The organism is Streptomyces sp. NPDC002564, assembly GCF_042889645.1.
Taxonomy (GTDB): Bacteria; Actinomycetota; Actinomycetes; order Streptomycetales; family Streptomycetaceae; genus Streptomyces.
This window is the reverse complement of sequence record NZ_JBIARE010000007.1, coordinates 200,418-227,232: the sequence shown is the minus strand read 5'-3', so window position 1 is coordinate 227,232 and position 26,815 is coordinate 200,418. Positions and strand designations below refer to the sequence as shown.

Sequence of the window (26,815 nt, the reverse complement as noted above, 5' to 3'; positions counted from 1 at the left end):
TCGAGCCACCTCGGCCGCAACGACGCGGCCTCGTCAGGGAGGCACCCACCATGAACGCAATGACGCGTCGCGTCGTCATAGGCACGGCCGCGGTTTCGATGGCACTCGCCATGACCGCATGCGGCAAGGCAGGCGACGGAGACGACAAGGGCAGCGGCGGCGACAACAAGACCATCGGTCTGCTGCTCCCCGAGAACAAGACCACGCGTTACGAGACCTTCGACCGTCCCTTCATGCAGAACAAGATCAAGGAACTCTGCTCGGACTGCAAGGTCAAGTACAACAACGCCGCGCAGGACATCGAGACCCAGAAGAAGCAGTTCGACGCCCTCGTCACCCAGGGCGTCAAGGTGATCATCCTGGACTCGGTCGACTACAAGTCGACCAAGTCGTGGGTCAAGCAGGCCGACAAGCAGGGCGTGAAGGTCGTCGCCTACGACCGCCTCGCCGAGGGCCCGCTCGCCGCCTACGTCTCGTACGACAACGAGAAGATCGGCCGCCTCCAGGGCGGGGCCATGGTCAAGGCCCTCGGCTCGAAGGCCAAGGACGCCAACGTTGTCATGATCAACGGCTCGCCGACCGACCCGAACGCCCCCTTCTTCAAGAAGGGCGCCCACTCGGTGCTCGACGCGAAGGTCAAGAAGATCGCGTACGAGCAGGACATCCCGGACTGGTCGCCGGACGAGGCGAACCGCAAGATGGCCTCCGCGATCGACAAGCTCGGCAAGGACGGCATCCAGGGCGTCTACGCCGCCAACGACGGCATGGCGGGCGGCGTCATCACCGCCCTCAAGCAGCGCGGCATCAAGGTCCCCGTCGGTGGCCAGGACGCCGAACTCGCGGGCGTGCAGCGCCTGCTGAGCGGCGACCAGGACTACACGATCTACAAGCAGATCAAGCCGGAGGCCGAGACCACCGCCGAGATCGCCGTCCGCCTGCTCCAGGGCAAGGACATCGGCGACCTGACCGACCAGAAGGTCGACTCGCTGAGCGGCGACTTCAAGGGCATCCCGGCCAAGCTGTACGACGCGCAGGCGATCACCAAGGACGAGGTCGCCGACACGCTGGTCAAGGACAAGGTGTACAAGGTCAGCGAGATCTGCACGGCCCAGTACAAGAAGGCGTGCGACGCCGCGGGTATCAAGTAGCCCCCACGTGCGGTAAATCCGTTCGTACGAGCCGTGGCCCGCGGGCGCGAGAGCGCTCCCGGGCCCCTGTACGGGACGGACTCCAGAACCGGTCCGGTGCCCGCCCCATCACACCGCCCCGCAAACGGGGGGCGGGTACCGGACCCGCCATGCGGGAGCGCCGCTCTCTTCGGTGAGCGGTGCTCTCCCGGCACGGCACTGTCCTTCTGCACCACCATCCCCGCCGGTCAGGCGGCGAAGGAGATGATTCACGTGTCCGCTACGCCCGTGCTGGCGTTGCGCGGGGTCTCCAAGCGGTTCGGCGCCGTCCAGGCGCTCACGGACGTAGACCTCGAAATCAACACCGGCGAGGTGGTCGCCCTGGTCGGCGACAACGGCGCCGGCAAGTCCACCCTCGTCAAGACGATCTCGGGCGTCCACCCGATCGACGACGGCGCCATCGAGTGGGAGGGCAGGCAGGTCCGCATCGGCCGCCCGCACGACGCCCAGAACCTCGGCGTCGCCACCGTCTACCAGGACCTCGCGCTCTGCGACAACCTCGACGTCGTCGCCAACCTCTTCCTCGGCAGCGAGCTGAAGACGGCCTCCGTCCTCGACGAGATCAAGATGGAGAAGCGGGCCAAGGAGCTCCTGGACACCCTCTCCATCCGCATCCCCAGCGTCCGCATCCCGGTCGCGGCGCTCTCCGGCGGTCAGCGCCAGGTCGTCGCCATCGCCCGCGCCCTGGTCGGCGACCCCAAGGTCGTCATCCTGGACGAGCCCACCGCGGCCCTCGGCGTCGAGCAGACCGCCCAGGTCCTCGACCTGGTGGAGCGGCTGCGCGAGCGCGGTCACGGAGTGATCCTCATCAGCCACAACATGGCCGACGTGAAGGCCGTGGCCGACCGGGTCGCGGTGCTGCGCCTCGGCCGCAACAACGGCACCTTCCCGGTCGCCGACACCAGCAACGAAGAGATCATCGCCGCCATCACCGGCGCCACGGACAACGCCGTGACCCGCCGCAGGGCGCGCACGGCCACGGCAACGAAGGAGGACGCGAAGTGAGCGACCTCGCCAAGGACCCGAAGCCGGTGTCCCAGACGCCCGCCGATGTCACCGTGCCCGGCCAGGCCGGCGGATCGGCCGCGCCGATCCCCGTCGTCGACCCCCGCCTGCTCGTCCGCGAACAGGGCCTGACCGGCTACTGGACCGAGTTCAAGCGCAAGATGCGCGGCGGCGAGCTCGGCTCGCTGCCCGTCGTCGTGGGCCTGATCGCCATCGCGATCATCTTCCAGCTGAAGAACGAACACTTCCTGGACGCGAGCAGCCTCGCGAACATCGCGGTGTTCACCTCCGGCCTCGGCATCATGGCCGTCGGCATCGTCTTCGTCCTGCTGCTCGGCGAGATCGACCTCTCGGTCGGCTCGGTGGCCGGCATGGGCGCGGCCGTCTGGGCCGTGCTGAGCGTCACCCACGAGCTGAACGACTGGCTCTCGGTGCTCATCGCCATCCTGGCCGGCCTGGTCATCGGCGCCCTGCACGGCTTCTTCTTCGCCAAGATCGGCGTGCCCGCCTTCGTGGTCACCCTCGCGGGCTTCCTCGGCTGGAGCGGTCTGCAGATCTGGCTGATGGGCGGCGAGGGCAGCATCAACACGCCCGAGGGCAGTGTCGTCGAGGACCTCACCGGACACTTCTTCGCCCAGAAGGGCGCGGCCTACGGCCTCGCGGCCGTCGCGATCATCGCCTACGCGGCGTCCCTGCTGCTCGACAGCAAGCGCCGCAGGGCCGCCGGGCTGCCGTCCCGGCCGGTCAGCGAGATCGTCCTGCGCACGGTCGTCGTGGCCGTCCTCGCGGGCGGTGCCGCCTACGAGCTGAACGAGCCGGAGGGCGCCCGCGGCCTGCCGCTCGCCCTGGTCCTCTTCCTCGCCGTCCTGGTGATCGCGGACTTCGTGGCCCGCCGCACCACCTTCGGCCGCCAGGTCTTCGCGGTCGGCGGCAACGCCGAGGCCGCCCGCCGGGCCGGCATCAACGTCGACCGGATCCGGATCACCGTCTTCGCGATCTCCGGCATGCTCGCCGCGTTCGGCGGCCTCTTCATCGCCAGCCTCTCGGGCGGCGCCACGAAGAGCCTCGGCGGCGGCAACACCCTGATGATGGTGATCGCGGCCGCGGTCATCGGCGGCACCAGCCTCTTCGGCGGGCGCGGCAAGGTGTGGTCGGCGCTCCTGGGCATGCTGGTCATCCAGTCGATCCAGCAGGGCCTGAACATGCTCGGCATGGCGAGCGAGATCCAGTTCATGATCACCGGCGCGGTGCTGCTGGCCGCGGTGGTCATCGACTCGGTGTCCCGGCGTACCCAGAAGTCCGCGGGGCGCGCGTAGCGTTCCCCGTGCCCCGCACGGGGCGCGGGACCACGGCCGTACCCCCCGGGGGATCACCTGATCCCCGGGGGGTACGGCTGTTCGTGTGACCGGGAACGCACCTCCCGGGCGCGCCCGCCGACGCCGGAACATTAGACTCGACAGACCCGGCAACGCTCGAACAGCACATCTCAGCTCTACTGCAAGGAGGCACGGGTGCCGCTGCTGACCCGCATCACGGGACCGCGCGATCTTGACCGGCTCAGCCCCGAGGAGCTGAACCAGCTGGCCGGAGAGATCCGCGGCTTCCTCGTCGACGCAGTCTCCAAGACCGGCGGCCACCTCGGCCCCAATCTCGGCGTGGTCGAGCTCACCATCGCCCTGCACCGCGTCTTCGAGTCCCCCAGGGACAAGGTCCTCTTCGACACCGGCCACCAGAGCTACGTGCACAAGCTGCTCACCGGCCGCCAGGACTTCGACAAGCTGCGCAGCAAGGGCGGCCTCTCCGGCTACCCCTCGCGCGCCGAGTCCGAGCACGACGTGATCGAGAACAGCCACGCCTCCACGGTCCTCGGCTGGGCCGACGGCCTCGCCAAGGCCAACCAGGTGCGCGGCAAGGACGACCACGTCGTCGCCGTCATCGGCGACGGCGCGCTCACCGGCGGCATGGCCTGGGAGGCGCTGAACAACATCGCCGCCGCCAAGGACCGGCCCCTGGTCATCGTCGTCAACGACAACGAGCGGTCCTACGCCCCCACGATCGGCGGCCTCGCCGACCACCTGGCGACCCTGCGCACGACCGACGGCTACGAGCGGTTCCTGGCCCGCGGGAAGGACCTCCTGGAGCGCACGCCGGTCGTCGGCAAGCCGCTCTACGAGACCCTGCACGGCGCCAAGAAGGGCCTCAAGGACTTCATCGCCCCCCAGGGCATGTTCGAGGACCTCGGCCTGAAGTACGTCGGCCCCATCGACGGCCACGACGTCGAGGCCCTGGAGTCCGCCCTGCAGCGCGCCAAGCGCTTCGGCGGCCCGGTCATCGTGCACTGCATCACCGAGAAGGGCCGCGGCTACAAGCCCGCCTTGGAGGACGAGGCCGACCACTTCCACGCCGTCGGCGTCATCCACCCCGACACGGGCCTGCCCATCGCCGCCTCCGGCATGGACTGGACGTCCGTCTTCGGCGAGGAGATGGTCGAGCTCGGCCGGGAGCGCGAGGACATCGTCGCCATCACGGCCGCCATGCTCCAGCCGGTCGGCCTGAAGAAGTTCGCCGAGGAGTTCCCCGACCGGGTCTACGACGTCGGCATCGCCGAGCAGCACGCGGCGGTCTCCGCGGCGGGCCTGGCCAGCGGCGGACTGCACCCCGTCTTCGCGGTCTACGCGACCTTCCTCAACCGCGCCTTCGACCAGCTCCTGATGGACGTGGCGCTGCACAAGTGCGGCGTCACCTTCGTCCTGGACCGCGCCGGCGTCACCGGCACGGACGGCGCCTCGCACAACGGCATGTGGGACATGTCGATCCTGCAGTGCGTGCCGACCCTCCGGATCGCCGCGCCGCGCGACGCCGACCAGGTCCGCCTGCAGCTGCGCGAGGCCGTCGAGGTCGACGACGCCCCGACCGTCGTGCGCTACTCCAAGGGCGCGGTCGGCCCGGCGGTCAAGGCCGTCGGCACGGTCGGCGGCATGGACGTGCTGCGCACGGGCGGCACCGACAAGCCGGACGTGCTCCTGGTCTCCGTGGGCGCGCTCGCGCCGATGTGCCTGGAGATCGCCGACCTCCTCGACAAGCAGGGCATCACCACCACCGTGGTCGACCCGCGCTGGGTCAAGCCGGTCGACGAGGCCATGGCGCCGCTCGCCGAGCAGCACCGCGTCGTCGTCACCGTCGAGGACAACTCCCGCGCCGGCGGCGTCGGTTCGGCGATCGCCCAGGCCCTGCGCGACGCAGGCGTCGACGTCCCGCTGCGCGACTTCGGCATCCCGCCGCGCTTCCTCGACCACGCCTCCCGCAAGGAGATCATGGCCGAGATCGGCCTCACCGCGCCGGACATCGCCCGGCAGGTCACCGGCCTGGTCGCCAAGCTCGACGGCAGGTACGAGCGCGGCACCGCCGCCGTGGACTCCGTGGAGCCCGCCCGCGACTGACGTCAACGCGCACCGCCGACGGGCCGGTCCCAGCACCCTGTACGGGTGGTGGAACCGGCCCATTCGCGTGAATGGGCCCGTCCCGGGGCGTACGGGGTACCCGGTCTCTCGATCATGTCGGGGACGACAACGTGGGAGGTACCCGTGAGCAGCACCCTCTTCAGGACGAAGAGCGTCGAGCAGTCCATCAAGGACACCGAGGAACCGGAGCACGCGCTCAAGAAGTCGCTGTCCGCCCTCGACCTCACGGTCTTCGGGGTCGGCGTCATCATCGGCACCGGCATCTTCGTGCTGACCGGAAAGATCGCCAAGGAGACGGCCGGCCCCTCGGTGGCCCTGGCCTTCGTCGTCGCCGGACTCGTCTGCGGGCTCGCCGCCCTGTGCTACGCCGAGTTCGCCTCGACCGTGCCGGTCGCCGGGTCGGCGTACACCTTCTCGTACGCCTCACTCGGCGAGTTCCCGGCCTGGATCATCGGCTGGGACCTGATCCTGGAGCTGGCGCTCGGCTGCGCGGTGGTCGCGGTCGGCTGGTCGGGCTATCTGCGCTCGCTCCTGGACACCGCGGGGATGCACCTGCCGCAGGCGCTGAGCGGCACCCACGAGGGGAAGTTCGGCTTCGACCTGCTGGCCTGCGTGCTGGTGCTCGTGCTGACCGCGATCCTGGTCGCCGGGATGAAGCTGTCCTCGCGGGTCACCAACGTCATCGTCGCGGTCAAGGTCACCGTGGTGCTCCTGGTCATCGTCGTGGGCGCCTTCCTGATCACCGGCGCCAACTACGACCCGTTCGTCCCGCCCACCGAGCACGTCGAGGGCGGCGGCGGCATCACCGCACCGCTGGTCCAGCTGATCTTCGGCTTCACCCCGTCGAACTTCGGCGTGATGGGCATCTTCACCGCCGCGGCCGTCGTCTTCTTCGCGTTCATCGGCTTCGACATCGTCGCCACCGCCGCCGAGGAGACCCACAACCCGCAGCGCGACGTGCCGCGCGGCATCCTCGGCTCGCTGCTCATCTGCACGCTCCTGTACGTGGCCGTCTCCGTCGTCGTCACCGGCATGCAGAAGTACAGCGAGCTCTCCACCGACGCCCCGCTCGCGGACGCGTTCAAGGCCGTCGGGCACCCCTTCTGGGCGGGCCTGATCAGCTTCGGGGCGGCCGTCGGCCTCACCTCGGTCTGCATGATCCTGCTGCTCGGCCAGACCCGCGTGTTCTTCGCGATGAGCCGGGACGGGCTGCTGCCGCAGACCTTCTCCAAGGTCCACCCGAAGTTCGGCACGCCCTACCGCTCGACGATCCTGCTCGGCCTGATCGTGGCCGTCGTGGCCGGCTTCACCTCCATCGACGAGCTCGCCGAACTGGTCAACATCGGCACGCTGTTCGCCTTCGTCGTGGTCGCCCTCGGCGTCGTCCTGCTCCGCAGGCAGCGCCCCGACCTGCCGCGCGCCTTCCGCACCCCGCTGGTGCCCTTCGTGCCGATCCTGTCGGTGCTCGCCTCGCTCTGGCTGATGCTGAACCTGCCGGGGGAGACCTGGCTGCGGTTCGGCGTGTGGATGGTGCTCGGCGTCGTCATCTACTTCGCGTACGGGCGGACGCACAGCAGGCTGCACCGCCGCGACCCGCAGAACGGCGACGCTCAGTAGTCACCGCCCTTTCGGTACGGCTTCTTCACCGGCCCCGTATGTCCCGATCCGATGGGGACTGCGGGGCCGGATAGCGTGCACCGTATGCTCGCCGAGCCCACCGCCTCACTACGCTCCGTACGCGACCCCCGGGTGCCGGGCCCGCGTGGGGAGTACGCCCCCGACGCGGGCCCGGGGCGCCCGTACTGGGCCCGCCTGCTCCCGCTGCTCACCGCCCTGGCCTGCGTGACCCGGCTGCCCTCGCTGTGCCGGCCGCTGTGGAGCCCCGACGAGGGCTATCTCGCCGTCCAGGCCCGGATGTTGGCGCACGGCGGCACGCTCTACGACACGGTCGTCGACCGCAAGCCGCCGCTCGTCCCCTGGCTGTACGAGGGTGCCTTCGCGCTCTTCGGCGACGGCTCGCTGCTCCCGCTCAAGGTCCTCGCGGTCCTCGCGCAGCTCCTGACGGCGGTGCTCCTGGTCTCGGTGGCCCGGCGCCGCTGGGGCGACGGCGCGGGCCGCACCGCGGGCGTCCTGTACCTGCTGATCTCCATCGGCCTGAACCCGGAGGACGCGCAGGCGGCCGCCTTCGAGGTCTTCATGCTGCCGTGCACGGCCGCCGCCATGTGGTGCGCGGACCGGCGCCGCTGGGGCGCCGCGGGTGCCGCGGTGGCCTGCGCCTTCCTGGCCAAGCAGACCGGCGGAGCGGTCCTGCTGCCGGTCGGCTGGCTGCTGTGGAAGGGCGGCGCGCCGCGCCGGGACGTGCTGCGGCTCGCGGCCGGGCTCGGCGGCCCCGTCCTCGCCGCGGCCCTGCTGACCTCGCCTTCCGGTTTCCTGTTCTGGACGGTGACGGGATCGGGCGCCTACGCCTCGTTCACCGGCTCCGAACTCCACGTCCTGGGACGCGGTTTGGTGAACTCGGCGATCCTCGCGGCGGCCTGCGCGGGGATCCTCCCGCCGGTCGTCCGGGTGCTGCGCATCGCCCGCACCGGGGCGGGCGAGCTGTGGCTGTGGCTCGCCGCGTCGGTGGCCGCGGTCCTGCTCGGCTTCCACTTCTTCGGCCACTACTACCTGCAACTCATGCCGCCGCTGGCCCTGTTGGGCGCGGCGGCCCTGCAGATCCTGCCGCGCGAGCGGACCGTGCGGGCGATCCTCGTCTCCGGGGGCGCCTGCGCGGTCTTCCTCGCCTGGGGCCTGCTCGCCCCGCGCCCCGAACTGGCCCACGCCACCCGCCTGGCCGAGACGGTGCGGGCGCACACCGGACCCGAGGACCGGGTCCTGTTCTGGGGCATGCACCCGGAGGCCTACTGGCTGGCCGACCGGACCCCCGCCAGCCGTTTCCTGACGGCCGGCCTGCTCACCAACTACAGCGGCGGCAGGAACGGCCCGCAGGTGGGCGAGAAGTACGCGGTCGCGGGCGCCTGGCCGGTCTTCCGCCGCGAACTGCGCGCGGCCCCGCCCGCCCTGGTGATCGACGACTCCCGCGGCAAACCCTTCGCCCCCCACCGCGTCCCGGCCCTGCACCGCATCCTCACGGCCGACTACGAGCCGGTGCTGTGGGTGGAGGGGGCGGTGGTGTGGGGGAGAGTGGAGCGGTGAGCGGTGAGCGGTGAGCGGTGAGCGGCGCGCGGCCGGGGCGGGTGCTACGCGGCCCGGCGCCAGGTGCGGGTCAGGTGGGTCAGGGCCGTCACCGCCGCGCGGGCGTCGTCGTCGTGCTCGCGGATGCGGGGGCCGAACTCGACGTGCAGGAACGGGACGTCGTGGGAGGCGGCGGCGCGGCCCTGGAGGTTGGAGCGGCCGGCCAGCGGGCAGGACCGCGCCCAGGCGCGGCAGACGTCGTAGCCGCGCTCGCGCAGGGCGTCCGCGAGGTCGCGGCCCTCGTCGACGGCCTCCCTGCCCCGCCCGGTGGAGGCGACGACGTCGTGGTCGGGCGCCGAGTCGTCGGCCATGCCGTGCAGCTGGACGCCGGGCAGGCCGCGCCGCACCAGCTCGTCGCAGACGGCGTCGAAGACGGTGTCCCCGCGGTGCGCGACGTCCGCCTCGTCGCCGCGTCCGGCGTCGCGGTGCGCGCCGGCCAGGACCAGGACGCCGCCGGGGGAGCGGCGCATCAGCTCCGCGCCGAGCCGCTCGGTGTTCCGGTCGGCCACCGGGTGCGGCACCTGCACGGACCAGCGGGCCGGGGCGTCCAGGTCGATGTAGACGCGGCCCCAGCCGCGGGGTGCCGCGGCGTTCTCGGAGCGGTCGGCGATCTCCGCGTACCGGCGTCCCGCGGCCTTGTCGGTGACCGTGTGGACCGCGAGGTCCACGTCGGCCAGACGCCGTTCGGCCTGGGGGCGCCGGCCGTCGAGGAGCAGGGCGACGCCCGCGGCGACCGCGCGCCGGTCGGTGCGCGAGGGGCGGCGGTACCCGCTGTCCTCGTGGAAGCCCTCGGTGTACGTGGTGACCAGGGCCGTCAGACCCTCGTCCGGCCGGGGCCCGCGCGGGCTCCCGCCGCCGGGCGTCGTGGCCGAGGGGCCCTTGTCCGACCTGCGCTTTTCGCGGTCGTCGGAGGAGCCCGACGTGCACTGCGCGAGGCTGAGGACGGCGGCGGTGACGAGGCCGAGGACCCCGAGTCGCCGGGTGATCGCCGACGACCGGGTACGGAAGATCTTCATGGTTGTATAAAGATAGCCCTGTGATGACACGTCCCTTCCGCAGGCTTTTCCTGACCTGTGCAGCCTCCTCGCTCCTGCTGGCCGGCACCGCCTGCGGTCCTTCCGGCGGCGACGACAAGCCCGCCGCCGACGGCGGCCCCTCGTTCACCGTCGCCGCCGCGGGCGACATCCTGATCCACCCGCAGCTCACCGACCAGGCCCGCAAGGACGCCAAGGCCACGGGCAAGGGCGAGCAGGGTCTCGACTTCCGCCCGATGATGGCGGGCATCAAGCCGGTGATCAGCAAGGCCGACCTCGGCATCTGCCACTTCGAGCCGGTGGTGGGCAAGCCCGGCGGCCCCTTCCAGAGCTACCCGGACTTCCTCGTGCCGCCGCAGATCGCCACGGCGGTCAAGGACGTCGGCTACGACCAGTGCTCGACCGCGTCCAACCACACGCTCGACCACGGCCCCGCCGGCGTCACCCGCACCCTGAACACGCTCGACAAGGCGGGCCTGCGGCACACCGGTTCGGCGCGCAGCGCCGCGGAGGCCGCCAAGCCGCTGATCACGGAGGTGAAGGGCGTCAAGGTGGCGCAGATAGCCTTCGCCTTCGGGTTCAACGGCCGTGAGGTCCCGAAGAACAAGCCCTGGATCGTCAACCAGAACGACTTCGACGCGATCGCCGCCGCCGAGAAGAAGGCCCGCGGCGCGGGTGCCGACGTCGTGATCCTCAGCATCCACTGGGGCCGCGAGAACCAGCCCAACGCCAGCGGCCCGCAGATCAGGCTCGCCCGCAAGATCGCCGAGGAGACCGGGATCAACCTGGTCATCGGCCACCACGCGCATGTCGTCCAGCCGATGGAGAAGGTCGACGGCACCTGGATCGCGTACGGGCTCGGCAACCAGATCGCCCGGCACGACGTGCCCAGCGGACTGACCGAGGAGGGCGTCGTCGGCTGGTTCGAGTTCGTCAAGCGCGGCGGTGCGTGGGACGTCGACGCCAAGTACGTGCCCACCTTCACCGAGATCCCGCCGGACCCCGACGAGACCGGCGCGCTGCCCAAGGACGCGGTCAAGGACCACCGGCTGCTCGACGTCGCGGCCACGCTGCGGGACGGCAAGGACCTCAGTGAGCAGCAGCGCGCCCGCTACCGCCTCGCCTTCGAGCGCACCCAGGGCACGCTCCTGAACCGGGGTGCCAGCAAGGACGGGCTGGAACCGCTGGAGGATCTGCCCGCCGACTGAGGCCGGGCGGGGACGGAGGAGCGGCGGGCCCGACGGCCCGTCCGTCCGGCCCGTCCCCACGGGACGGACGTCCGGGCCGAACGGCGGGGCCGCCGGGGCCGATGGCCGGGCGGCCCGGGGCGTCCGGCGCTTTGGGACGGTCCGGAATGCTCGTTCCGGTTAGGGCCTAAACGCACGTTCGACGCGATGTAGCTCACATTTTCCTTACTTCGTGCATCCCTCTCCCGGGTTGATGTGTCACACCTTTCCGGAGCGCATCACTGTGCGCATCCGTACCCGCGTCACTCCAGGAGAGGAGCCCCCCTTGGCCGCTTCGCGTTCGAAGCGGCGGCACAAGGTCCGCCGAAGGACCGACATGTCACTGCTGGGCGGCATACGTCCCCCCATCGCCGTGCTCTCGGTCCTGCTCCTCGCCCTCGCGGGCATCACCGCTCTCACACTCGGAAGGGCGGGACAGGAAGCCGTCCCCAAGGCGGTCAAGCTGTCCCAGCAGCACTTCGCCGAGGACGGCGCCATCGCGCTGCGCGCCTCCATCGACGAGTCCGTGACCGACCTGACCCGTACCGCCGAGCTGTTCAGCGCGGGCGACCCGGTGCCCGCCGACGCCGTCCTGGACAAGACCGGCAGCGTCTACCAGAAGTGGATGGGCACGGCGATCGTCGAGATCGCCTCCGGCAAGCTCCTCGCCGCCCGTGGCGAGAACCTGCCGCTCACCGCCATCGACCGCGGCGGCCTCGCCGCCAAGGACGGCCTCGCCCCGCGCATGGTGCGCCTGGAGAACGGCGAGACCCGCCTGCTCTCCTTCGCCCTGCTCACCTGGAAGGGACAGCCGCAGCAGCTCCTCGTTGCCTCCAGCAGCCTGCGCTTCCCCGGCATCAGCCTCGGCAAGTTCCGCTCCATCGCCGTCGTCGACCAGGACGCCCGAGTCCTGAGCACCGACGGCATCCCCGAGCCCGAGCAGGTCCTCACCGACCTCCAGCGGGACGAGGTCGCCCAGTCCAAGAAGCAGCTCAAGTCCTTCGCCGAGAGCGCCGCCAAGAAGGCACGCAAGCACCCGCTGATGTCCAAGGAGCCCGGCTCCGGCGGCTTCGCCGGCGTCAGCGGCCACCTCACCGGCGAGCGCTACCTCGGCGAGCGGGCCGTCGCCGGCTACGCGAACCTCGCGGCGCCCGAGGCGGGCGAGTCCACCGTCGCCACCCGGCTCGGCCTCACCGTCGTCGCGATGGTCCCGGTCGCCGAGGACCCGACGGCCAAGAGCGACTCGGCCTTCGGCCTCATCGCCGCGGGCGCCCTGCTGCTGATCGGCGGGCTCACCGTCCTCCTGCTCGTGCGCACCGTGCAGCGGCCGCTGATCCGGCTCTTCCTGGAGGGCCGCCGCCTCACCCGCGGCGACCTGGACCGGCCGGTCTCCGTGCCCCGGCACGGCGAGGCCGCCCGCATCGGCAGCGCCCTGGAACGCCTGCGCCGCCAGCTCACCGGCGAGCCCGCCACCCGGCAGGACAAGCCCGCCCGCCGCCGCAGGTTCGGCACCCGGACCCTCATCGCGGTCTGCGGAGTCATCCTGCTGGCCTGGTCCGCGCCGCTCCTGCTGCTGCTCAACCGCGCCGGCGACACCGTCGTCGTCCCGCAGCAGATGGTCAACGACCAGCGCGAGCGCACCGACACCCTCACCGACCGGGTCCGCCGCGCCCTCAACGAGGGCCAGGCCGACCTCACCTCGGTGGCCTCCCTCATGGGCGACCGCACCGAGCCCTCGGACATGACCAAGGTCCTCGAGAGCACCCTGAACCAGCACACCCGCTACGCGTCCCTGTACGTCCTGGACGCCGGGGGCAAGGTCCTCGCCAGGGCGGGCCACGACCCCCGCAGCCCCGCGGGCAAGGGCCCCTCGAACAAGCCCATCCGGGTCATCGACGAGGGCGGCAAGGAGCCGGTGATCATCGGCACCGCCGAGGTGCCGGGCCGCGAGCGGGCCGCCGTGGTCGGCGAGTTCCGCATCGACTTCCTCAACTCGCTGCTCAAGCGCCCCGGCCTCGGCGAGGTCCGCGTCGTCGACGCCGACCGGAAGATCATCGGCGCCAACACCGGCTACCGCGAGTTCCAGGACCTGCCGGGCGGCCGGCTCAACGCCCTCGCCCAGGGCACCGGCCAGAAGGTCGGGCTCAGCCCGCGCCCCAGCGGTGTCCTCTACCGCGACGGCGACGACATCCAGATCGCGGCCGCGGCCCCGTTCGTCGGCGGCGGCGCGGCCGGCACGCTGGGCTGGACCGTCGTCAGCTGGCAGCCCGCCTCCGGCCTCGCCATCCCCGAGTACAGCTACCAGAACCGCACGGTCCTCGCGGGCATGCTCGGCATCACCGCCGCCGCGGCCTGCCTCGGCTGGCTGCACATCGTCGTCGTACGACCGCTGCGGCACCTCGCGGACCAGGCGGAGGCGCTCGCCGACGGCGACCGCCGCACCGTCCTGTACCCGCGCCACCACGACGAGGTCGGCGCCGTCACCCGCAGCCTCGAACTCATCAGGCAGCAGCTGCCGACGGGCACACAGCGCAAGCGGGACGGCGTCACGGCCGGCCTCGCCGGAAGGAACTGAACCCACCGTGCTCTTCCTCTACACGGTCCTCGTGGTGTGCTGCGCCGTCCTGCTGGCCGCCGGTGTCGTCGAACAGCGGCGGCACTTCGCCAGCCTCGAACACATCCCCACCCGGGTCCTGGTCAACGGCATCCGCGGCAAGTCCTCCATCACCCGGCTGTGCGCGGGCGCGCTGCGCGGCGGCGGACTCACCACGGTCGCCAAGACCACCGGCACCGCGGCCCGGTTCATCCACCCGGACGCCACCGAGGAGCCGGTCTACCGCAAGTTCGGCATCGCCAACGTCGTCGAGCAGATCGGCATCGTGCGGCGGGCCGCCACCTACGACCCGGACGCCCTGGTCATCGAGTGCATGGCGGTCATGCCGGCACTCCAGGAGATCAACCAGTCCAAGCTGATCCGCTCCACGATCGGCGTGCTCTGCAACGTCCGCGAGGACCACCTCGCCGAGATGGGCCCCACCCTGGACGACGTGGCGCGCTCGCTCTCCCGCTCCATGCCGGAGGGCGGCATCTGCGTCACCGCGGAGAAGGACCGCTTCGACATCCTCCAGGAGGAGGCCGACGCGCGGAACTGCGAGCTGATCTACGCCGACCCCGAGACGGTGACCGACGAGGAGCTGCGCGGCTTCAGCTGGTTCACCTTCAAGGAGAACGTGTCGATCGCGCTCAAGGTCGCCGAACTCGTCGGCGTCGGCCGCGAGGTCGCCCTCCAGGGCATGTACGACGCGCCGCCGGACCCCGGTGTCCTCTCCGTGGAGCGCTACGCCACCGAGGACGGCAAGAAGCTCCGCTTCGCCAACGTCTTCGCGGCCAACGACCCCGAGTCGACGCTGATGAACATCAACCAGCTGCTCGACCTCGGCGCCATCCACCGCCCGCTCAACGTGGTCATCAACTGCCGTCCCGACCGCGTCGAGCGCAACGGCCAGATGGGCGAGATCATCCCCGACCTCCAGCCGGAGAAGGTCTTCGTCATCGGCCACCCGGCCAAGTCCGCCATCGACGCGATCCCCTCCGAGTGGCGCTCGCGCGCCGTCGACCTCGGCGGCGACCGGCGCGACCCCGAGGAGTTCATGGGCCAGATGCTCGCGCAGCTCGGCACCGACTCCTCGCTCGTGGCGATCGGCAACATCCACGGCCAGGGCGAGCTGCTCCTGGAACACCTCGCCGAACTGCCCGCCGACGAGAGCGAGGAGCCCGCCGAGGCCGTCGCGCCCGCCGGCGACCCGCTGGAGACGATGCAGCTGTACGTGCCCCGCATCGACCCCTACCAGCACTACCCGGAGGCGTACGAGACGCGGTACACCGCGCCGCTCCCCGCCCACCAGCAGTCGCACATCCCCGCGCAGCGGGGCACGGGACAGTCCTACGGCTCGCACGACGCCTACCCGCCCCAGCAGCAGTCCTACGGCTCGCACGACGCCTACCCGCCCCAGGACGCCCACCCGCTCCGGCACCAGGGCGGCCACCCGGCCCAGGACGCCTACGCGCGCCCGCAGGACAGCTACGCGCAGCCCCACGACGCCTACGCCCCCCAGGACGCCTACGCCCCCCAGGAGACGTACGCCCCCCAGGAGACCCGGGCGCTCCCGGCGCTCCCGCCGGGCCACGGCTCCGAGGAGACGTACGCCCAGCCTCCCCAGACCCCGAGGCCCCGCGGCCTGTTCGAGCCGCGCGTGCCCCCCGTACCGCCCGCCGCAGACGACAACCAGCAGTGGCACAGCCCAGGAGAGCCCCGTTGATTCCCTCCGTCCTCACCCCCGAGATCGCCGCGGTCGGCATCGCGCTCGGGCTGCTCTTCTCCCTGGTCTGCTATCTGACGACCAACCTCTCGCCCGGCGGCATGATCACCCCGGGCTGGCTCGCGCTGACCCTCGTCGAGGACCTGCAGCGCGCCGCGATGGTCGTCGGCGTCACCGTCCTCACCTACGTCTGCACGCTCCTCATGCAGCGCTTCGTGATCCTCTACGGCAAGCGCCTGTTCGCCGCCGTCGTGCTGACCGGCGTGGTGCTCCAGGCCACCGTGATGATCGTGCTCTCGCTCGAGTTCCCGCTGATGTACAGCAACCAGACCCTCGGCTTCATCGTGCCGGGCCTGATCGCCTACCAGCTCGTGCGCCAGCCCAAGGGCCCCACCCTGCTCGCCACGGGTTCGGTGACGCTCATGGCCTACGTCGTCCTCACCGCCGGGATCCTCCTCGGCTTCATGCCATCCGCCTGATTCCAGGAGTCATTCATGCCGCCCAAGAAGAAGCGTCCCGCCCTGCACGCGGTGACCGTGCTCGCTCTGCTCGCCGGCAGCACGTACCTGACCGTGGAGCTGCGCAAGGAGGAGGACGCCAAGGCGCCCAAGGTGCAGGCCGTCACCGACACCCCCGGCCTGCACAACAGCACCGGGCAGGTCAGCGACGGCAAGCAGAAGTGGGAGCGCCTGAAGAACCCCGACCGGTCCGTGCTGCGCACCGACGGCGGCAAGGTGCTCGCCACCTTCACCGACGGCGCCCGCACCGCCACGCTGACCGGCCCGAGCCGCACCTTCACCGAGCCCGCCAACACCAAGTCGCGGGTCGTCACCAACGACTGGGTGCGCCTGATGCCGGAGAACTGGCGCGAGGGCGCGGAGAAGGAGAAGTGGTTCAAGGACTGGTACAAGGAGTTCGCCGGCAGCGAGGAGGACGACATCTTCGCGATGGCCTTCCAGTACGTGGAGGGCGCCCCGGTCAAGAAGGACGACGAGGGCATCGCGTACGCCGGTGACGCCAACTTCGGTCCGCTGAACCCCGAGGGCAGCGCGGGCAACGACCTGCGCCTGGAGCAGTCCGACTTCTTCGACTACCTCGGCATCCCGTACACCTTCCGCGACGGCACCACCATCCAGCCGGAGAAGATCCGGGCCCGGTCCATGGACTGCTCCGGGTTCATCCGTACGGTGTTCGGCTACCGCGCCCGCTTCCCGCTGATGGCCAACGACCAGGCCGGGGACGGCCTGCCGCGCACCGCCAACGGCATGGCACGCGGCAAGGTCGGCACGGACGTCATCCCGCTCAAGGGCATCAGCGCCGCCGACCGCCCCAAGTCCATCGACGTGGTGCAGCCCGGCGACCTGGTCTTCTTCAAGCTGGACGCCCGCACCAAGCAGCGCCTCGACCACGTCGGGATCTTCCTCGGCCACGACGCCGACGGCCACAAGATCTTCATCTCCAGCCGTGAAGAGGTCAACGGCCCGACCATCGGCGACAAGGGCGGCACGTCCCGCCTGGACGGCAACGGCTACTACGCCTCCACGCTGCGCAGCGCGAAGCGGATCTGACGCCCCCGCGCCCCTGACCCGCGCCCCCGGCCACGGTGAGGGGCGCGGGTCAGGGGCGCGATCAGGGGCGCACGGTACGGGGCCCCGCGCACTCGGCCCCCACCTCGGCCACCCTGCGGCGCAGTTCACGGTCGGCGGTGACCACCAGACAGCGCCGCCCCGCGGCCCCGGCGGCCACCTCCACGATGTGGTCGTCGCCGCTGCCGGGCGCGGACTCCACCCGCACCCCGGGCACGGACGCGACACCGCGCGCCGCCCCCTCCACGACCAGGACCAGCTCGACCGGGCCCGGCAGGCCGGGCAGCCCCTCCTGCGCGTACCCGACGAGGGAGTCCCGCAGCCGCTCGGCGGCCCCGCGGCGGTCGCGCCACCAGCCGTCGGGCACGGAACCGACGACGTTCGCGGCATCGACGACGACGAGAGTGCTCATACGGCAAACGTAAACTAAGAGGCCAAGCGCTGTGCGTCCGTGATCGTGGAAGGAGTGGCGCCGAGCATGCCGTCGACGTCCACCAGCACCGGTGCCCCGGAGACCGCCCGCTGGCTGCTGCGCGGCCGCGACGGTCGCCTCACCGCCTACGCCCGCGCCGACGCGGGCCTCCTGCGCTGGACGGAGGCCCGGCCCGGCGGACCGCACTGGGAGGGCCCCGACTTCTTCGAGGCACCCGGCCTGACCCACCTCACGCTCGCCCAGGGCGCCGACGGGTACGTGCACTTCGTGGGCCGCAGGGAGCGCCCCGGGGACGACGGCAAGGCGGTCGTCGACCTCGTGCACACCGTGCAGTACCAGTCGGGCAGACCGCCGATGGACTGGCGCTCGCTCGGCAACCCGCACACCAAGCTCGTCGAGCGCGCCCCGCACCTGGGCGCGCCCGCCGTCGCGGTCGACGCGGCGGGCACCGTCCACGTCTTCGTGCGGGACGCGGTGGGCAGCGTCCGGATGCGCCGCGAGGGCAAGGGCGGCAAGTGGGAGGGGTGGAAGGACTTCAAGGTCCGCGACACCCTGGACGGCATCGCCGCGCTCGCCACGTCGGCCGGCCGCCTGGAGGTCCTCGCCCCCGCCGGCAAGGCCACCCTGCGCTGGGCCCAGGAGGAACAGGGCGGCGAGCTGCTGCGCGCCGACGACATCCCGCTCGCCCCCGCGCCGGGCTCCGGCACGGCCCTGGAGACCGCCCCCGACCGCCTCACGTACTACGCGGCGGACGCCCACGGCGACGGCGTCCTGGCCCGCCGCACGGACGGTGACGGCGCCGCGGTGGTCCCGCTCGGCGGCACCCCCGGCCCCGGCCCCACCGCGGCCGTGCGCACGCCGATAGACGGTCACGACTGCACGGTCCTCGCGCACCGCACGGCCGCCGGTCGTCCCGCGCTCGCCGCGTTCCCCACCGAGGACGAGGGCGCGGGCCTGTGGTGGGCCGAGACCGGCGAACCGTGCCTGGGCGCACCGGCGCTGGCGCTCGACGCCCACGGCCGGGTGGTCATCGCCGCGATCGGCCTCGACGGCACCCTGCGGCTCGCCCGCCAGAAGGCGGAGCCGGGTCTCGCCCTGGAGCCGTGGACCAGGATCTGAGCCAGGGGCCGCCGGCACGACAGCCGGCCCGCAGCGACGAAGAGGGGCCGTACGGAACAACTCCCGTACGGCCCACCGTCGTTACTGCTTACTGCTTACTGCTTACTGCGTTACGCCGGGACGCTCGCCACGCCCTGCGCGAGGAACCGCTTGCCGTTGACCCGCTCGCTGACGCCCTCACGGTCCAGGTACGGCGTGATGCCGCCCAGGTGGAAGGGCCAGCCCGCGCCGGTGATCAGGCAGAGGTCGATGTCCTGCGCCTCGGCGACGACACCCTCGTCGAGCATGAGCCCGATCTCCTGCGCCACCGCGTCGAGCACGCGGTCGCGGACCTGCTCCTCGGTCAGGACGGAGTCGCCCTGCTTCAGGAGCGCGGCGACCTCGGGGTCGAGCTCCGGCGCGCCGGAGTCGTACACGTAGAAGCCGCGCTTGCCCGCCTTGACGACGGCCGCGAGGTTCGGCGAGACCGTGAAGCGGTCCGGGAAGGACCGGTTGAGGGTCTCCGAGACGTGCAGGCCGATGGCCGGGCCGACCAGCTCCAGGAGCACCAGCGGCGACATCGGCAGACCGAGCGGCTCGACGGCCTTCTCGGCGACCGCGACCGGGGTGCCCTCGTCGATGACGTTCTGGATCTCGCCCATGAAGCGGGTCAGGATGCGGTTCACGACGAACGCCGGGGCATCCTTCACGAGCACCGCGGTCTTCTTCAGCTTCTTGGCGACACCGAAGGCCGTGGCCAGCGAGGCGTCGTCGGTCTGCTCGCCGCGCACGATCTCCAGGAGCGGCAGGATCGCGACCGGGTTGAAGAAGTGGAAGCCGACGACCCGCTCGGGGTGCTTCAGCTTCGACGCCATCTCCGAGACGGAGAGCGAGGAGGTGTTCGTGGCGAGGATCGCGTGCGCCGGGGCGACCGCCTCGACCTCGGCGAACACCTGCTGCTTGACGCCGATCTCCTCGAAGACGGCCTCGATGATGAAGTCGGCGTCGGAGAAGCCCTCGGCCTTGTCCAGGACACCGGAGACCAGGCCCTTGAGGCGGTTGGCCTTGTCCTGGTTGACACGGCCCTTGAGGAGCAGCTTGTCGATCTCCCCGTGGACGTACGAGACGCCCTTGTCGACCCGCTCCTGGTCGATGTCGGTCAGCACGACCGGCACCTCGAGGCGGCGCAGGAAGAGCAGCGCGAGCTGCGAGGCCATCAGACCGGCACCGACGACGCCGACCTTGGTGACCGGGCGCGCCAGGTTCTTGTCCGGGGCGCCCGCGGGGCGCTTGGCGCGCTTCTGCACGAGGTTGAACGAGTAGATGCCCGCGCGCAGTTCACCGCCCATGATGAGGTCGGCGAGCGCGGCGTCCTCGGAGTCGAAGCCCCGCTGCAGGTCGCCGTCCTTGGCGGCCTCGATGATCTCCAGGGCGCGGTAGGCGGCCGGAGCGGCGCCGTGCACCTTGGAGTCGGCGATGGCGCGGCCCCGCGCGACGGCGGCGTCCCAGCCCTCGCCGCGGTCGATCTCGGGGCGCACGACCTGGGTGGAGCCGTTGAGGACGGAGGCCGTCCAGATCAGCGACTGCTCCAGGAAGTCGGCGCCCTCGAAGAGCGCGTCGGCGATGCCGAGCTCGAAGACCTGCTTGCCCTTGAGCTGGCGGTTCTGGTTGAGCGAGTTCTCGATGATGACCGAGACGGCCTTGTCGGCACCGATCAGGTTCGGGAGCAGCGCGCAGCCGCCCCAGCCCGGGACCAGGCCGAGGAAGACCTCGGGCAGCGAGAAGGCGGGCAGCGCCTTGGAGACGGTGCGGTAGGAGCAGTGCAGACCGACCTCGACGCCACCGCCCATCGCGGCGCCGTTGTAGTACGCGAAGGTCGGCACGGCGAGGCCCGAGAGGCGCTTGAAGACCTCGTGGCCGCCCTTGCCGATGGCCAGCGCGTCGTCGTGCTTCTTCAGCAGCTCGACGCCCTTGAGGTCGGCGCCGACCGCGAAGATGAACGGCTTGCCGGTGATGCCGACGCCGACGACGGTGCCCTCGGACGCCTCCTTCTCGACCTGGTCGATCGCGGCGTCGAGGTTCGCCAGCGAGCCCGGGCCGAAGGTGGTCGGCTTGGTGTGGTCGAAGCCGTTGTCCAGGGTGATGAGCGCGAAGCGCCCGGCACCGTGGGGGAGGTCGAGGTGGCGTACGTGCGCCTGCGTGACGACCTCGTCGGGGAACAGCGCGGCCGCACCCTTCAGAAGCTCGGTGGTCGTGGTGCTCACTTCTCGCCTCCGGCGTCCTTGTGGTTCGGGTTCTCCCAGATGACCGTGGCGCCCATGCCGAAGCCGACGCACATGGTCGTGAGGCCGTAGCGGACCTCCGGCTGCTCCTCGAACTGGCGCGCCAGCTGCGTCATCAGACGGACGCCGGAGGAGGCGAGCGGGTGGCCGAACGCGATGGCGCCGCCGTACTGGTTGACGCGCGCGTCGTCGTCGGCGATGCCGTAGTGCTCCAGGAAGGCGAGCACCTGGACGGCGAAGGCCTCGTTGATCTCGAAGAGGCCGATGTCGGAGATGCTCAGGCCCGCCTGGGCGAGGGCCTTCTCGGTGGCCGGGATCGGGCCGTAGCCCATGACCTCCGGCTCGACGCCCGCGAAGGAGTACGCGACCAGACGCATCTTGACCGGCAGCCCGTTCTCGCGGGCGAACTCCTCGGACGCGATGAGGGAGGCGGTGGCGCCGTCGTTGAGGCCCGCGGCGTTGCCGGCCGTGACGCGGCCGTGCGTGCGGAAGGGCGTCTTGAGCCCGGCGAGGTTCTCCAGGGTGGTGCCCGGGCGCATCGGCTCGTCGGCGGTGGCGAGGCCCCAGCCGGTCTCACCGGCCTCCTCGTTGGTGCGGCGCACCGAGATCGGCACCAGGTCCGCCTGGATCTTGCCGTCGGCGTACGCCTTGGCGGCCTTCTCCTGCGAGCGCACGGCGTACTCGTCGGCACGCTGCTTGGTGATGCTCGGGTAGCGGTCGTGCAGGTTCTCGGCGGTCATGCCCATGAACAGGGCGGACTCGTCGACGAGCTTCTCGCTCACGAACCGCGGGTTCGGGTCGACGCCCTCGCCCATGGGGTGGCGGCCCATGTGCTCGACACCGCCGGCCACGGCGATGTCGTACGCACCGAAGGCGACGCTGCCCGCGACCGAGGTCACGGCGGTCAGGGCGCCGGCGCACATGCGGTCGATGGAGTAGCCGGGCACGGACTGCGGCAGCCCGGCGAGGATGCCGGCGGTGCGGCCGATCGTCAGGCCCTGGTCGCCGATCTGCGTGGTCGCGGCGATGGCGACCTCGTCGATCTTGGCGGGGTCGAGGTCCGGGTTGCGGCGCAGCAGCTCCCGGATGGCCTTCACGACGAGGTCATCGGCACGGGTCTCGTGGTAGATGCCCTTCGGACCCGCCTTGCCGAACGGGGTGCGGACGCCGTCCACGAAGACGACGTCCCTGACGGTACGAGGCACGATGGCTCTCCTCCAGGGTGCGGTGCGGCACGCCTGCGGCGCGCTTCCTCCGTCCACCCTACTTGCCGGTAACTATGCGGCCAAGGCCCGGCCTCGCGAGGCGAACGTCACACTTGCCTGCGGGGCGCGTGGGCGGTGTGTACGGGGCCTCTCCCCGTTCCGGGGCCCTCACCCGGGGCGGGGTGCCCCTCCCCCCCCGCCCGCCCGTTTGCCCGGCGCCCGTCCCGTTCCGTAGGGGCCTGTGCCGCCGCTTCGCGGCGGATGTTTTCCCACCCGCCCACCCGTTTGCCCGGCGCCGTCCAGTTCCGTAGGGGCTTTCATTGCCACTTTGCGGCGGGTGCGGAAACACCCACCCCCCTCGTCCACCCGGCGGTGCCGGGTAAACGGGTGGGTGGGTGGGAGGGGCATCCGTGGCGGGGCGGCGTCAGGACAGCGCTTCGACCAGGGCCGGGGTGACCTGCGTGATCTGCCACTGCCGGGCCCCGTGGCCCGCGAGCGCCGCGGCCATGGAGTCCCCGTCCACCTGGGCCGGAGGCTCCCAGCAGACCCGCCGGACCGTGTCCGGAGTGATCAGGTTCTCCTGCGGCATGTTCAGCTGCTCGGCGAGCGCCGAGACCGCGGCCCGGGCGGCGGAGAGCCGCGCCGCGGCGGCCGGGTCCCGGTCGGCCCAGGAGCGGGGCGGCGGCGGCCCGCTCACCGTCTGCCCGGGCTGCGGCAGCTCCGCGTCCGGCAGCGCCTTCGCGCGGTCGACCGCGGCCTGCCACTGGTCGAGCTGGCGCCGCCCCATCCGGTGCCCGAAGCCCGTGAGCCCGGCGAGCGCGTGCACGTTGGGCGGCAGGGAGAGCGCCGCCTCGACGATCGCGCCGTCGCTGAGCACCTTGCCCGGCGACACGTCGCGCCGCTGCGCGATGCGGTCGCGCGCGGTCCACAGCTCGCGTACGACCGCCATCTGACGGCGCCGCCGCACCTTGTGCATGCCGGACGTGCGGCGCCAGGGGTCCTTGCGGGGCGGCGCGGGCGGGGCCGAGGCGATGGCGTCGAACTCCTCGCGGGCCCACTCCAGCTTGCCCTGCCGGTCGAGCTCCTTCTCCAGGGCGTCACGCAGGTCGACGAGGAGCTCCACGTCCAGCGCCGCGTACCGCAGCCAGGGCTCGGGGAGCGGCCGGGTGGACCAGTCGACGGCGGAGTGCCCCTTCTCCAGGACGTAGCCGAGCACGCTCTCGACCATCGCGCCGAGGCCGACGCGCGGGAATCCGGCGAGCCGGCCCGCGAGCTCGGTGTCGAAGAGGCGGGCGGGCACCATGCCTATCTCGCGCAGGCACGGCAGGTCCTGGGTGGCGGCGTGCAGCACCCATTCCGTGTCGCCGATGGCCTCGCCGAGGCCGGACAGGTCGGGGCAGGCGACGGGGTCGACGAGCGCGGTGCCCGCGCCCTCGCGGCGGAGCTGGACGAGGTAGGCGCGCTGGCCGTACCGGTATCCGGAGGCGCGCTCGGCGTCGACGGCGACGGGTCCGGTCCCCGCGGCGAAGGCGGCCACGGTCGCGGCGAGCGCCTCCTCGTCCGCGATCACCGGCGGAATGCCGTCACGCGGCTCGAGCAGGGGGATCGGCAGCCCTTCGGGTGCGAGGCCGTCGTCGTCCGGAGGGCCGCCTCCGGTGGTTCGCAGTGAGCTGTCTGCTGCGGTCTCTTGGGCGTCGGTCACCTGTCAAGGGTATCTGTGTATGGACAGCGCCCGTCGACGGAACGTTCCGTCGACGGGCGCGCCAGGGGTGTAAATGAGTCAGTGGATGATTCCGGTGCGCAGCGCGACCGCGACCATCCCGGCCCGGTCACCCGTGCCGAGCTTGCGCGCGATCCGGGCGAGGTGGCTCTTCACGGTCAGTGCGGACAGGCCCATCGAGACGCCGATGGCCTTGTTGGACTGGCCCTCCGCGACCAGACGCAGTACCTCGACCTCACGGCCGGACAGCTCACGGTAGCCGCCGGGGTGGCTCGGGGTGCCCGGAGGGCGACGGTGCATGCGGGCGGCGGCCGAGCCGATCGGGGCCGCGCCGGGACGGGTGGGGAGTCCGACGTTCGTGCGGGTGCCGGTGACGACGTAGCCCTTGACGCCGCCCGCGAGGGCGTTGCGCACGGCACCGATGTCGTCGGCGGCGGAGAGGGCGAGGCCGTTGGGCCAGCCCGCGGCACGGGTTTCGGAGAGGAGCGTCAGGCCGGAGCCGTCGGGGAGGTGGACGTCTGCGACGCAGATGTCACGGGGGTTGCCGATGCGGGGACGAGCCTCCGCGATCGACGAGGCCTCGATGACGTCGCGTACACCGAGCGCCCACAGGTGGCGGGTGACGGTGGAACGGACGCGGGGGTCGGCCACGACGACCATGGCGGTCGGCTTGTTCGGGCGGTAGGCGACCAGGCTTGCGGGCTGCTCGAGGAGAACGGACACCAGGCCTCCTGGGTGGGGGGACGGGACCGGCTCGGGGGGGAAGCCGGGACGAACCGTGCTTTCAAGGTCACAAACCTCTTCGGCACCAATCCCGGCCGCCTTTAGGGAATGATCACGATTTGGTGAGCAATAATTGGGGCAATTCGGACACGCGCTCGATCATCCGAAGATCAAACCGAACACGCCCACGTCCGGGTGACCCCGCGGAGACAAACGTACGAAACCGGCCGACCCGGCCTCCCGCCCCCGCGACCCGCACGACGAACCCCGCGACCCGGAGGCCGCGGGGCAGGTGGACCGGCGCGTGATCAGGGGGAGAGCGGACCCCGCCGCTGGGGCAGCGACACCACGGACCCGTCGCCGGGCCCGGCCGGCGGCAGCCCCGCGACCTGACAGAGCAGATCGCACCACGCCGCCAGATGCGCCCCCGTGTCCGGCACCCCGCCCCGGTCCTCCCGGGGCGTCCAGGAGGCCCGGATCTCGATCTGGGAGGCCGCGGGCCGCTCCGAAAGGCCGCCGAAGTAGTGCGAGCTCGCCCGCGTCACCGTGCCGCTCGCCTCGCCCGCGGCGAGCCCGCGCGCGTGCAGCGCCCCGGTCAGCCACGACCAGCACACCTCCGGCAGCAGCGGATCCGCCGCCATCTCCGGCTCCAGCTCCGCCCGGACGAGCGTCACGAGCCGGAAGGTGCCCTTCCAGGCGTCGTGCCCGGACGGGTCGTGCAGCAGCACCAGCCGACCGTCCGCGAGGTCCTCGTCGTTCTCCACGACCGCCGCCTCCAGCGCGTACGCGTGCGGCGCGAGCCGCTGCGGCGGCCGCGTCGGATCGATCTCGATCTCCGGCCGCAGCCGTGCCCCCCGCAGCGCGTCGACCGCCGCGCGGAAGGGCAACGGAGCCGAATCCGCCACCTTCCCCTCCGAACTCTCCATCTCGCCAGCGCCGTCCGACCGTTGTCCCTGAGCCGCAGCCATGCGGGGAAGGTTAAGGGGAACGGCGCCTTCGCGCAGGGAGAGACACCCCTGAGGGGGTCTCGGGTCGTACCGGGAGCGCGCGGGAGCGCTCGCGGTGGACACCCGCGACGGGGACCGTGCGGCCCGTGCGAGACTTTCCGCGTGAGTGCCAATGACAGCCGTGGCCCCGAGGGCCGGCAGAACGCAGCGACGTACGACTCCCCGTTCATGAAGGCGTGCAGGCGCGAGGCCGTGCCGCACACGCCGGTCTGGTTCATGCGGCAGGCGGGGCGCTCACTTCCCGAGTACCGCAAGGTCCGTGAGGGCACCGCCATGCTGGAGTCCTGCATGCGCCCCGACCTCGTCACCGAGATCACGCTGCAGCCGGTGCGCCGCCACAACGTCGACGCGGCCATCTACTTCAGCGACATCGTCGTCCCGCTCAAGGCGATCGGCATCGACCTCGACATCAAGCCGGGCGTCGGGCCCGTCGTCGAGAAGCCCATCCGCTCGCGCGCCGACCTCGCGCAGCTGCGCGACCTCACGCCGGACGACGTCCGCTACGTGACCGAGGCGATCGGGATGCTGACCGGCGAGCTCGGCGCGACGCCGCTCATCGGCTTCGCGGGCGCGCCGTTCACCCTCGCGAGCTACCTCGTCGAGGGCGGCCCGAGCCGCAACCACGAGCACACCAAGGCGCTCATGTACGGCGACCCGCAGCTCTGGGCCGACCTGCTCGACCGGCTCTCGGAGATCACCGCCGCCTTCCTGAAGGTGCAGATCGAGGCGGGCGCCAGCGCCGTGCAGCTCTTCGACTCGTGGGTCGGCGCCCTGTCGCCCGCCGACTACCGCCGCTCGGTGATGCCCGCCTCCACGAAGGTCTTCGACGCCGTCGCCTCCTACGGCGTGCCGCGCATCCACTTCGGCGTGGGCACCGGCGAGCTGCTCGGCGCGATGGGCGAGGCGGGTGCCGATGTCGTGGGCGTCGACTGGCGGGTGCCGCTGGACGAGGCCGTGCGCCGCGTCGGTCCCGGCAAGGCGCTGCAGGGCAACCTCGACCCCGCGGTCCTCTTCTCCACCCGCGAGGCCGTCGAGGCGAAGACCGACGAGGTGCTCGCCGCGGCCGAGGGCCTGGAGGGCCACATCTTCAACCTCGGGCACGGCGTCCTGCCGACCACCGACCCCGAGGCGCTGACCCGCCTCGTGGACTACGTGCACACGCGCACGGCCGGCTGAACGGCGCACGTCCGGCAGATGTCGGTCTGAAAGATGTCCGAAAAGGGCCCCTGCCTCATGGGCGGAGGCCCTTTTCCGTGCCTCACGCCGTGTCCTCGGCGTCCGAGGCGTCCTCGGCA

20 protein-coding genes are annotated in these 26,815 nt (G+C 71.8%); 13 read left to right on the top strand and 7 right to left on the bottom strand.

Features of this window, described 5'->3' with window-relative positions; all coding sequences use genetic code 11:
* The first annotated feature begins 50 nt into the window (after positions 1–50).
* The 6 genes from ACFYXE_RS25195 (at position 51) to ACFYXE_RS25170 (ending at position 8,848) form a co-directional block, all read left to right on the top strand.
* Positions 51–1,148, top strand: a complete 1,098-nt coding sequence (locus ACFYXE_RS25195) for a substrate-binding domain-containing protein (RefSeq protein ID WP_389315875.1) — start codon at positions 51–53, stop codon at positions 1,146–1,148.
* Positions 1,149–1,391: 243 nt separating this feature from the next.
* A complete protein-coding gene (locus ACFYXE_RS25190; protein WP_361180415.1) occupies positions 1,392–2,192 on the top strand; it encodes an ATP-binding cassette domain-containing protein in 801 nt (266 codons plus the stop codon).
* Entirely contained in the window at positions 2,189–3,508 is a 1,320-nt protein-coding gene (locus tag ACFYXE_RS25185; RefSeq protein WP_389315872.1) for a sugar ABC transporter permease, read from the top strand. Before ACFYXE_RS25190 ends, ACFYXE_RS25185 begins: the two co-directional genes overlap by 4 nt.
* Positions 3,509–3,703: 195 nt before the next feature.
* A complete protein-coding gene (gene dxs / locus ACFYXE_RS25180) occupies positions 3,704–5,632 on the top strand; it encodes a 1-deoxy-D-xylulose-5-phosphate synthase (protein WP_389315870.1) in 1,929 nt (642 codons plus the stop codon).
* Positions 5,633–5,746: 114 nt separating this feature from the next.
* The gene (locus ACFYXE_RS25175) at positions 5,747–7,270 is read left to right on the top strand and encodes an amino acid permease (RefSeq protein WP_389315868.1); all 1,524 of its coding nucleotides are present in this window, start codon (positions 5,747–5,749) and stop codon (positions 7,268–7,270) included.
* Positions 7,271–7,354: 84 nt separating this feature from the next.
* The gene (locus ACFYXE_RS25170; protein WP_389315866.1) at positions 7,355–8,848 is read left to right on the top strand and encodes an ArnT family glycosyltransferase; all 1,494 of its coding nucleotides are present in this window, start codon (positions 7,355–7,357) and stop codon (positions 8,846–8,848) included.
* Positions 8,849–8,892: 44 nt separating this feature from the next.
* On the opposite strand, the gene ACFYXE_RS25165 is transcribed toward ACFYXE_RS25170, so the two are convergent.
* Entirely contained in the window at positions 8,893–9,903 is a 1,011-nt protein-coding gene (locus ACFYXE_RS25165) for a hypothetical protein (RefSeq protein ID WP_389315864.1), read from the bottom strand.
* A 23-nt stretch (positions 9,904–9,926) separates the two neighbouring features.
* Here ACFYXE_RS25165 and ACFYXE_RS25160 point away from each other — a divergent pair, with 23 nt between their 5' ends.
* The 5 genes from ACFYXE_RS25160 to ACFYXE_RS25140 all read left to right on the top strand — a co-directional run bounded on the left by ACFYXE_RS25160 (position 9,927) and on the right by ACFYXE_RS25140 (position 17,034).
* Positions 9,927–11,129: a CapA family protein gene (locus tag ACFYXE_RS25160; RefSeq protein WP_389315862.1), complete on the top strand. Its 1,203-nt coding sequence runs from the start codon at positions 9,927–9,929 to the stop codon at positions 11,127–11,129.
* Positions 11,130–11,484: 355 nt separating this feature from the next.
* Positions 11,485–13,722 (top strand): HAMP domain-containing protein, encoded by a 2,238-nt coding sequence (locus tag ACFYXE_RS25155; protein WP_361181243.1) that lies wholly within the window; start codon positions 11,485–11,487, stop codon positions 13,720–13,722.
* A 7-nt stretch (positions 13,723–13,729) separates the two neighbouring features.
* Positions 13,730–15,466, top strand: a complete 1,737-nt coding sequence (pgsB, locus tag ACFYXE_RS25150) for a poly-gamma-glutamate synthase PgsB (protein ID WP_389315860.1) — start codon at positions 13,730–13,732, stop codon at positions 15,464–15,466.
* Positions 15,463–15,945: a poly-gamma-glutamate biosynthesis protein PgsC/CapC gene (locus ACFYXE_RS25145; RefSeq protein ID WP_055564848.1), complete on the top strand. Its 483-nt coding sequence runs from the start codon at positions 15,463–15,465 to the stop codon at positions 15,943–15,945. The genes pgsB and ACFYXE_RS25145 overlap by 4 nt, the downstream gene beginning before the upstream one ends.
* 15 nt (positions 15,946–15,960) lie before the next feature.
* Complete coding sequence (locus ACFYXE_RS25140; RefSeq protein WP_361181241.1) at positions 15,961–17,034, top strand: NlpC/P60 family protein; 1,074 nt, start codon at positions 15,961–15,963, stop codon at positions 17,032–17,034.
* A 61-nt stretch (positions 17,035–17,095) separates the two neighbouring features.
* Here the strand turns inward: ACFYXE_RS25140 and ACFYXE_RS25135 are convergent, their stop codons facing one another.
* Positions 17,096–17,464, bottom strand: a complete 369-nt coding sequence (locus tag ACFYXE_RS25135) for an NTP pyrophosphohydrolase (RefSeq protein ID WP_389315857.1) — start codon at positions 17,462–17,464, stop codon at positions 17,096–17,098.
* Between the two features lie 66 nt (positions 17,465–17,530).
* On the opposite strand from ACFYXE_RS25135, the gene ACFYXE_RS25130 reads away from it, so the two are divergent.
* Positions 17,531–18,604, top strand: a complete 1,074-nt coding sequence (locus tag ACFYXE_RS25130; RefSeq protein WP_389315855.1) for a hypothetical protein — start codon at positions 17,531–17,533, stop codon at positions 18,602–18,604.
* A 110-nt stretch (positions 18,605–18,714) separates the two neighbouring features.
* Here the strand turns inward: ACFYXE_RS25130 and ACFYXE_RS25125 are convergent, their stop codons facing one another.
* The 5 genes from ACFYXE_RS25125 to ACFYXE_RS25105 all read right to left on the bottom strand — a co-directional run bounded on the left by ACFYXE_RS25125 (position 18,715) and on the right by ACFYXE_RS25105 (position 25,481).
* Positions 18,715–20,847, bottom strand: a complete 2,133-nt coding sequence (locus ACFYXE_RS25125; protein ID WP_389315853.1) for a 3-hydroxyacyl-CoA dehydrogenase NAD-binding domain-containing protein — start codon at positions 20,845–20,847, stop codon at positions 18,715–18,717.
* Positions 20,844–22,070 carry an acetyl-CoA C-acyltransferase gene (locus ACFYXE_RS25120; RefSeq protein ID WP_361172783.1) on the bottom strand — a complete coding sequence of 409 codons (1,227 nt, stop codon included), beginning with the start codon at positions 22,068–22,070 and terminating at the stop codon, positions 20,844–20,846. Before ACFYXE_RS25120 ends, ACFYXE_RS25125 begins: the two co-directional genes overlap by 4 nt.
* A gap of 424 nt (positions 22,071–22,494) precedes the next feature.
* Positions 22,495–23,772 carry an HRDC domain-containing protein gene (locus ACFYXE_RS25115; RefSeq protein ID WP_389315851.1) on the bottom strand — a complete coding sequence of 426 codons (1,278 nt, stop codon included), beginning with the start codon at positions 23,770–23,772 and terminating at the stop codon, positions 22,495–22,497.
* Between the two features lie 78 nt (positions 23,773–23,850).
* Positions 23,851–24,513 (bottom strand): response regulator transcription factor, encoded by a 663-nt coding sequence (locus ACFYXE_RS25110; protein ID WP_016643199.1) that lies wholly within the window; start codon positions 24,511–24,513, stop codon positions 23,851–23,853.
* A gap of 308 nt (positions 24,514–24,821) precedes the next feature.
* Complete coding sequence (locus ACFYXE_RS25105) at positions 24,822–25,481, bottom strand: DUF3000 domain-containing protein (RefSeq protein ID WP_361172776.1); 660 nt, start codon at positions 25,479–25,481, stop codon at positions 24,822–24,824.
* A gap of 141 nt (positions 25,482–25,622) precedes the next feature.
* Between ACFYXE_RS25105 and hemE the strand changes: the two genes are divergently transcribed.
* Positions 25,623–26,696, top strand: coding sequence for a uroporphyrinogen decarboxylase (gene hemE, locus ACFYXE_RS25100; protein ID WP_389315848.1), 1,074 nt, complete (start codon positions 25,623–25,625; stop codon positions 26,694–26,696).
* The last annotated feature ends 119 nt before the right edge of the window (positions 26,697–26,815 follow it).